This window comes from Streptomyces sp. NPDC059443 (assembly GCF_042750105.1).
In the GTDB taxonomy this organism is placed as follows: Bacteria; Actinomycetota; Actinomycetes; order Streptomycetales; family Streptomycetaceae; genus Streptomyces.
The window spans coordinates 144,042-151,674 of record NZ_JBHYVM010000018.1; the positions used below are offsets into that span (position 1 = coordinate 144,042).

At 71.7% G+C, this 7,633-nt stretch carries 7 protein-coding genes (1 of these 7 running past the window's edge); all 7 read left to right on the forward strand.

The features are described 5' to 3' along the window. A protein-coding gene (locus ACFXDJ_RS19395; protein ID WP_384849772.1) for an ornithine cyclodeaminase family protein crosses the window boundary here: on the forward strand, nt 1-846 show its 3' portion. It extends 300 nt beyond the left edge of the window; the window shows 846 of its 1,146 coding nt (coding positions 301-1,146); the start codon falls outside the window, past its left edge; its stop codon occupies nt 844-846. Between the two features lie 67 nt (nt 847-913). Further along, nucleotides 914-1,624, forward strand: a complete 711-nt coding sequence (locus ACFXDJ_RS19400) for a GntR family transcriptional regulator (RefSeq protein WP_384849775.1) — start codon at nt 914-916, stop codon at nt 1,622-1,624. A gap of 188 nt (nt 1,625-1,812) precedes the next feature. After that, the gene (locus tag ACFXDJ_RS19405; protein WP_384649600.1) at nt 1,813-3,561 is read left to right on the forward strand and encodes an ABC transporter substrate-binding protein; all 1,749 of its coding nucleotides are present in this window, start codon (nt 1,813-1,815) and stop codon (nt 3,559-3,561) included. 2 nt (nt 3,562-3,563) lie between these two features. Next, nucleotides 3,564-4,547 carry an ABC transporter permease gene (locus ACFXDJ_RS19410; RefSeq protein WP_384649602.1) on the forward strand — a complete coding sequence of 328 codons (984 nt, stop codon included), beginning with the start codon at nt 3,564-3,566 and terminating at the stop codon, nt 4,545-4,547. Beyond that, nucleotides 4,544-5,530 carry an ABC transporter permease gene (locus tag ACFXDJ_RS19415; protein ID WP_384649604.1) on the forward strand — a complete coding sequence of 329 codons (987 nt, stop codon included), beginning with the start codon at nt 4,544-4,546 and terminating at the stop codon, nt 5,528-5,530. Before ACFXDJ_RS19410 ends, ACFXDJ_RS19415 begins: the two co-directional genes overlap by 4 nt. Further along, complete coding sequence (locus ACFXDJ_RS19420; RefSeq protein WP_384649605.1) at nt 5,530-6,576, forward strand: ABC transporter ATP-binding protein; 1,047 nt, start codon at nt 5,530-5,532, stop codon at nt 6,574-6,576. Before ACFXDJ_RS19415 ends, ACFXDJ_RS19420 begins: the two co-directional genes overlap by 1 nt. Then, nucleotides 6,573-7,556, forward strand: coding sequence for an ABC transporter ATP-binding protein (locus ACFXDJ_RS19425; RefSeq protein WP_384649607.1), 984 nt, complete (start codon nt 6,573-6,575; stop codon nt 7,554-7,556). Before ACFXDJ_RS19420 ends, ACFXDJ_RS19425 begins: the two co-directional genes overlap by 4 nt. Nucleotides 7,557-7,633 lie beyond the last annotated feature (77 nt).

Below are 7,633 nucleotides of genomic sequence, written 5' to 3' on the forward strand. Positions count from 1 at the left end.
GGTGGCGGGCCGGGGGGGGGGGGGGGGGGGGGGGTGGGGGGGTGGTGGGGGGGGGGGGGGGGGCCCGCGGGGGGGGGGGGGGGGGGGGCGGGGGGGGGGGCCCCCCGGCCCCGCGGCCTGCCCCGGATCACCGGCACGTACCTGCTCCTGGACGGGCCCACCCTGCGCCCGCTGGCCCTGTTCGACGGGGCGGCGCTGACCACCCTGCGCACCCCGGCGGTCTCGGCGCTCGCGCTGCGCCACCTGGTCCCGGACGGCCGGCCGCTGCGGCTGCTGCTCTTCGGTTCGGGGCCGCAGGCCTACGGGCACCTCGAAGCGGTGCTGGCGATGCGGCGGCTGGCGGAGGTGGTGGTCGTGGCCCGGTCGGGATCGCCGACCAGTGCGGTGGGCGCCGAGAAGCTGGCGGCGCACGCACGGAACCTGGGGGTGCCGGCCAGGCCGGGGGTGGCGGCGGAAGTGGCCGACGCGGATCTCGTCGTCTGCTGCACCACGGCCCGCGAACCCCTTTTCGACGGGCGGCTGATCGCCCCGGGCGCCACCGTCGTGGCGGTCGGCTCGCACGAGCCGGAAGCCCGGGAGGTGGACACGGCCCTGGTCCGGCGCTCGGCCGTGTACGTGGAATCGCGGGCGGCGGCCCTGCGCGAGGCGGGGGACCTGCTGGTGCCGGAGGCGGAGGGGGCGATCGGGCCCGGCCACATCACCGGCACCCTGGCCGACTTGGTGGCGGGCCGGCTTCCGGCGGGCGGAACGGCGAGTTGTCCACAGCTCTTCAAGAGTGTGGGCATGGCCTGGGAAGATCTCGCTGTGGCGGTCGCGCTGTTCGAGGCCGCCGAGGGGGAGGAATAAGCGCAACGTGACATTGTACGCTGTTCCTCTCCTCGTCGGCGATGTCGAGGGTCTCGGAGGAAAAGCAATGGGTGACCTGAAGCAGCACAGTCTCATCAAGGCTCAGGAGCGGCTCCGCGACCAGGTCGGCCACGCGCTCCGAGCAGCCCTGATAGCGGGCGAACTGCGCCCCGGCAGCGTCTACTCCGCCCCCGGCCTCGCGGCCGAGCTCGGCGTCTCGGCCACCCCGGTGCGCGAGGCCATGCTCGACCTGGCCCGCGAAGGCCTGGTCGAGCCGGTCCGCAACAAGGGATTCCGGATCACCGAGGTCAGCGAGCGCGACCTCGACCAGTACACCGAGCTGCGCACGATGATCGAGGTCCCGACCATCGGCCGGATCACGAAGATCGCCACGCCCGAGCAGCTGGAGGCCCTGCGCCCGATCGCGCAGGAGATCGTCACCAGCGCCCGCGAGCACAACCTCATCGGGTACCTGGAGGCCGACCGCCGCTTCCACCTGTCCCTGCTGGCCCTCGCGGGCAACGACCGCCTGGTCGAAACGGTCGGCGACCTGCGCAAGCGCTCCCGGCTGTACGGGCTGACCGGCCTGGACGAGGCCGGCAAGCTGGTCTCCTCGGCCGAGGAGCACATCGAGCTCCTCGACCTGATGCTGACGGGCGACCCGGAGGCGGCCGAAGCCTGCATGACCCGCCACCTGGGCCACGTCCGCTCCCTCTGGGCCCAAGGCCGAGACGAACCGGTAGGCCGCGCCAAGGGTCGCCTGGGCTCGGGCCTGTAGTTCCTGTTCCTGCCCTCCCGGATCCGACGGGCGGCCCGGCCCATGTGGCCGTGGCCGCCCAACGTCGTTTCTGGGCAAGGGATTTGGACACGGCTGGATAACGGCGGCTCCAACCCCTTGTCAGTACAATTTCACATTACTATGTTACCGGTCACATCATAGAGCGCGGCCCTTCACTGGAGTGACCCATGACCAAGCGCACCCAACTCGCCCTTGCCACCGCCCTGGTGGCCGCACTCGCACTCGGCGCCTCGGGCTGCTCCGACCCCAAGAAGGGCTCCGCGGGCGCGGGTGCCTCCAATCCCGCTTCCGCCAACGACGGGAAGATCCTCGGCGGCACCCCAGTCAAGGGCGGCACGCTCACCGTCCTGTCCAACCAGGACTTCGCCCACCTCGACCCCGCCCGCAACTGGGTGATGCCGACGATGGACTTCGGGACCCGGCTGCTCTACCGCACGCTCGTCACCTTCAAGGCCGAGCCCGGGAAGGGCGGCAGTGAGCTCGTGCCCGACCTGGCCACCGACCTCGGCACCCCCTCCAACGGCGGCCGGACCTGGACCTTCACCCTCAAGGAGGGCCTGAAGTACGAGGACGGCTCGGCCATCAGGGCCCAGGACATCAAGTACAACGTCGAGCGCTCCTTCGCCCCCGACCTCACCGGCGGCCCCGACTACGCGGCCCAGTACCTGGCCGGCACCGACGGCTACAAGGGTCCCCTCCAGGGCAAGCACCTCGACTCCGTCAAGACCCCCGACGACCGCACGATCGTCTTCGAACTGAAGCGCCCCGTCGCCGAGTTCTCCGCCACCGCCACCCTCCCCACCTTCGCGCCCGTCCCCGAAGCGCAGGAGAAGGGCACGCAGTACGACGCCCGGCCGTTCTCCTCCGGCCCGTACAAGATCGAGTCCTACGACCGCGACAAGAAGCTCGTCCTGGTCCGCAACGAGCACTGGGACGCCAAGACCGACACCGTCCGCAAGGCCTACCCGGACAAGTTCGTCGTGGTCATGGGCCTCAAGGGCGGCCAGATCGACGACCGGATCATCGCCTCCGAGGGCGCCGACGCCTCCACCGTCGAGTGGTCCAACATGCGCCCCGAGAGCGCGCCCAAGGTGCTGCCCAAGCCCGAGATCAAGCAGCGCCTGATGGCCGAGTCCCAGGGCTGTACCGAGATGCTCCAGATGAACAACTCCCGCGCCCCCTTCGACGACCCGAAGGTCCGCGAGGCCATGCAGTACGCCCTCGACAAGGACGCCGTGGTCACCGCGGGCGGCGGCCCCGGCCTCAACGAGGTCGCCACCGCCTACCTGCCCCCGGCCCTCTCCGGCGGCAAGCAGGCCGACACCCTGAAGATCGCGCCGTCCGGCGACCCGGCCAAGGCCAAGGACCTGCTCAAGGCCGCCGGCAAGGAGAAGCTGAAGGTCTCCCTCGCCGTCTCCACCGGGGACAAGGGCAAGGCGGAGGCCGTCCAGCAGGGCCTGGCCCGCGCGGGCGTCGAGGTGGTCATCGACACCGTCGACCCGGGCGCGTACTACGACGTCATCGGTGACACCACCACCGCGCCCGACCTCGTACTCAGCGGCTGGTGCCCCGACTACCCCTCCGGGTCCACCTTCCTGCCCTTCGTCTTCGACGGCCGCACCATCAAGGTCAAGGGCAACCAGGGCAACTACTCGCAGTTCCGCGACGACGCGACGATGAAGCGGATCGACGAGATCAACGCCATGGCCGACGCCAAGCAGGCCAACCAGGCCTGGATCGACCTCGACGCCGAGCTCATGAAGAAGTCCCCGGCCGTCCCCGTCCTGCTGGAGCGCAAGCCGCTGCTCGTCGGCACCAACATCGCGGGCGCCTACGGCCACCCGGTCTGGGTGGGCCAGCTCGACTACGCCACCATCGGTCTCAAGGACCCGGCCAAGAGCCAGGGCCAGGGCTGAACATGACCGCCTCCGTCGCCGCCACGTCCCCGGACACCCCGGACACGCCGGACGCCCCGGACGCGGCGGCGGTCAAGGAGGTCCCCCCGGGCAGCAGCCCCTGGCAGCTCGCCCGGCGGGAACTCCGCCGCCGCCCCGCCGTCCGCGTCAGCCTCTGCGTCGTCCTCCTCTTCGTCCTGATGGCCACCACCGCCCCCTGGCTGGGCGCGCTCGGCGGCTGGTCCCCCGAGGAGTTCGACAAGTCCGCCATCGACCCCTACCTGGGCGGCCAGCCCCTCGGCTCATTCGGCGGCATCAGCCCCGAGCACTGGCTCGGCGTGGAACCCGTCACCGGCCGGGACCTGTTCTCCCGGGTGGTCCACGGCGCCCAGGTCTCGCTCCTCATCGCCTTCGCCGCCACCGCCATCGTCGTCGTCGCGGGCACCGCCGCCGGAATCGCCGCCGGCTACTTCGGCGGCCGTACCGACACCGTCCTGTCCCGCCTGATGGACCTGACGATGTCCTTCCCGTCCCTCATCTTCATGATCGCGATGCTGTCCGTGGCCAAGGACGTCAACCGCATCCTCCTCATGACCGCCGTCATCGGCCTCTTCGGCTGGCCCGGCGTCGCCCGCGTGGTCCGGGGCCAGGCACTCTCCCTCAAGCACCGCGAGTACGTGGACGCCGCCCGCGTCGGCGGCGCGAGCGCCTGGCGGATCCTGACCCGCGACATCCTCCCGGGGGTCTCCGGCCCGGTCATCGCCTACACCACCCTGCTCATCCCCGGCATGATCAGCACCGAGGCCGCGCTCAGCTACCTCGGCGTGGGCGTCCGCCCGCCCACCCCCTCCTGGGGCCAGATGATCGCCGAGTCCGTGGCCTTCTACGAGACCGACCCCATGTACTTCGTGATCCCGAGCCTCTTCCTCTTCCTCGCGGTCCTCGCCTTCACCCTCCTCGGCGACGCCCTGCGCGACATCCTCGACCCGAGGGGCGCCCGGACGTGATCCTCTATTTCCTGCGCCGCCTGCTCGCCCTCGCCGGGGTGCTGCTCGCCATCGCCGCCGTCACCTTCCTCATCTTCTACGTGCTCCCCTCCGACCCCGCCGCGGCCGCCTGCGGAAAGACCTGCAGCCCCGAGCGGCTGGCCGACGTACGCGCGTACCTCGGGCTCGACCGGCCCCTGTGGCGCCAGTTCGGCGACTTCCTCACCGGCATCTTCACCGGCCGCACCCTCGGCACCGGCCAGTACGCCGTGCAGTGCGACTTCCCCTGCCTCGGCTACTCCTACGAGAACTCCCTGCCCGTCTGGGACCTGCTCATGGACCGCCTCCCGGTCTCCGCCTCCCTCGCCGTGGGCGCGGCCGCCCTCTGGCTCGTCCTCGGCCTCGGCGCCGGCGTCACCGCCGCGCTGCGCAAGGACACCGCCACCGACAAGGTCCTCATGGTCGGCGCGGTCGCCGCCGCCTCCCTGCCCGTCTACTTCACCTCCGTGATGCTGATCTACGGGGTCATCCGCATCGCCGGACTCCTGCCCTACCCCGCCTACCATCCCCTCACCGAGAACCCGCTGGCCTGGGCGAGCAACTTGGCTCTGCCCTGGACCGCGCTCGCCCTGCTCTACGCCGCCATGTACGCCCGCCAGAGCCGCGGTTCGATGATCGAGGCGATGGCCGAGCCGTACATCCGTACCGCCCGCGCCAAGGGCATGCCCGAACGGACCGTCGTGGTCAAACACGGGCTGCGCTCCGGAATGACCCCGATCCTGACCATCTTCGGCATGGACCTCGGCGGACTGCTCGCCGGAGCCGTCATCACCGAGTCCATCTTCGGACTCCCCGGCATCGGGCGGCTGTTCTACGGGGCGCTCGTGAGCTCGGACCAGCCCGTGGTGCTCGGCGTCACCCTCCTCGCCGCCTTCTTCATCGTCGTCGCGAACCTCGCCGTCGACCTCCTGTACGCCGTCATCGACCCGAGGGTGAGGTACTGATGCCCCCGCCGCCCCAGACATCCCAACCGCCCCGAGCGTCCCAGCCGCCGCAGACCCCCAAGGCGCCCCTGCTCCAGGTGCGCGACCTGCGCGTCACCTTCACCACCCCGCGAGGCTCCGTACGCGCCGTCGACTCCCTCGGCTTCACCGTCGAGGCCGGCCGCACCCTCGGGATCGTCGGCGAATCCGGCTCCGGCAAGTCCGTCACCTCCCTCGCCGTCATGGGACTGCACCGGGGGGCCGAGATCGGCGGCTCCATCGCCCTCGACGGGAAGGAGCTGACCACCAGTTCCGAGAAGGAGCTCTCCAAGCTGCGCGGCCGCAAGATGGCCATGATCTTCCAGGACCCGCTCTCCAGCCTGCACCCCTACTACACGATCGGCGAGCAGATCGCCGAGCACTTCCGGGTCCACTTCAGGGCCGGCCGGGCCGCCGCGAAACGGCGCGCGGTCGACATGCTCGGCGAGGTCGGCATCCCGGAACCGGCCCGCCGGGCGGGGGAGTACCCGCACCAGTTCTCCGGCGGCATGCGCCAGCGCGCGATGATCGCGATGGCGCTGGCCTGCGAACCTGAACTCCTCATCGCAGACGAGCCGACCACCGCCCTCGACGTCACCGTCCAGGCGCAGATCCTGGAGCTGATCGCCCGGCTCCAGCAGGAGCGCGGCCTCGGAGTCGTCATGATCACCCACGATCTGGGGGTGGTGGCCCGGGTGGCCCACGAGGTCCTGGTCATGTACGGCGGCCGCGCCGCCGAACAGGCCCCGGTGGACGAGCTGTTCGCCGACCCCGCCCATCCGTACACCAGGGGCCTGCTCGACTCGCTGCCCCGGCTCGACGACCCCGACGACGCGCCGCTGCGGGCCATCCCCGGCTCCCCGCCGTCCCTGCTCGCCCCGGCCCCGGGGTGCGCGTTCGCCCCGCGCTGCCCGAAGGCGGGCGCGGGCTGCGCGGACGTGCGCCCGGAACTCGCCGCGTACGGGGACGGGCCGGCCCGCACGGTCGCCTGCCACTACGCCGGCACCGCAGCGGAGATGACCCGATGACCCTGCCCGCCGACCGGCCGCTGCTCTCCGTGCGCGACCTCACGATGACCTTCCCCGGCAAGCGGACCGCGACCGGGCGCCGGGGGGCGCCCGTGCGCGCCGTGGACGGGGTCTCCTTCGACCTGGCGGGCGGTCAGACCCTGGGCCTGGTCGGTGAGTCGGGCTGCGGCAAGTCCACCACCGGGCGCATGCTCGTCCGGCTGCTGGAACCGACCTCCGGCAGCGTGGAGTTCGAGGGCAAGGACATCAGCCGGCTCTCCCAGCCGGCCCTGCGCCCCCTGCGCCGCCACCTCCAGATGGTCTTCCAGGACCCGCACTCCTCCCTCAACCCCCGCCAGACGGTGGCCCGGATCATCTCCGACCCGCTGCTGGTCCAGGGCTGGTCGGCAGCGGACGCACGCCGCCGGTCCGCCGAACTGATGGACCTCGTGGGGCTGATCCCCGAGCACATCGACCGCTACCCGCACGAGTTCTCCGGCGGCCAGGCCCAGCGCATCGGCATCGCCCGCTCGCTCGCCACCAGCCCCCGGCTGATCATCGCCGACGAACCGGTCTCCGCGCTGGACGTCTCGGTCCAGGCGCAGATAGTCAACCTGATGGAACGGCTGCGCGCCGAACTGGGCCTGGCCTACGTGTTCATCGCCCACGACCTCTCGGTCGTCAAACGGGTGAGCGACCGGGTCGCCGTCATGTACCTCGGCCGGATCGTGGAGATCGGCGACAAGAAGTCCCTCTACGAGAACCCCCAACACCCCTACACCCGGGCCCTCCTCTCCGCTGTCCCCCTCCCCGACCCGGCGGCGGAGCGCCGCCGCGAACGCATCGTCCTCCTGGGCGACCCCCCGAGCCCGGCCTCCCCACCCCCGGGCTGCACCTTCCACCCGAGATGCCCGAAGGCCCAGCCCGTCTGCCGGGTCGAGCGCCCGCTCCTGCAGATCGCGGAGTCCCGTGAGGTGGCGTGCCATTTCCCGGGGGACTGAGGCGTAGCCGGGTGCGGCGCCGTCGCCGGGGGCCAGCCCCCGGACCCCCGCGCCTCAAACGCCGGCGGGGCTGGATA

Bases quoted from the DNA above. Each gene is read 5' to 3' on its own strand.
- ACFXDJ_RS19405 (WP_384649600.1), top strand. From the start codon at position 1,813: ATGACCAAGCGCACCCAACTCGCCCTTGCCACCGCCCTGGTGGCCGCA.
- ACFXDJ_RS19400 (WP_384849775.1), top strand. From the start codon at position 914: ATGGGTGACCTGAAGCAGCACAGTCTCATCAAGGCTCAGGAGCGGCTC.
- ACFXDJ_RS19410 (WP_384649602.1), top strand. From the start codon at position 3,564: ATGACCGCCTCCGTCGCCGCCACGTCCCCGGACACCCCGGACACGCCG.
- ACFXDJ_RS19425 (WP_384649607.1), top strand. From the start codon at position 6,573: ATGACCCTGCCCGCCGACCGGCCGCTGCTCTCCGTGCGCGACCTCACG.
- ACFXDJ_RS19420 (WP_384649605.1), top strand. From the start codon at position 5,530: ATGCCCCCGCCGCCCCAGACATCCCAACCGCCCCGAGCGTCCCAGCCG.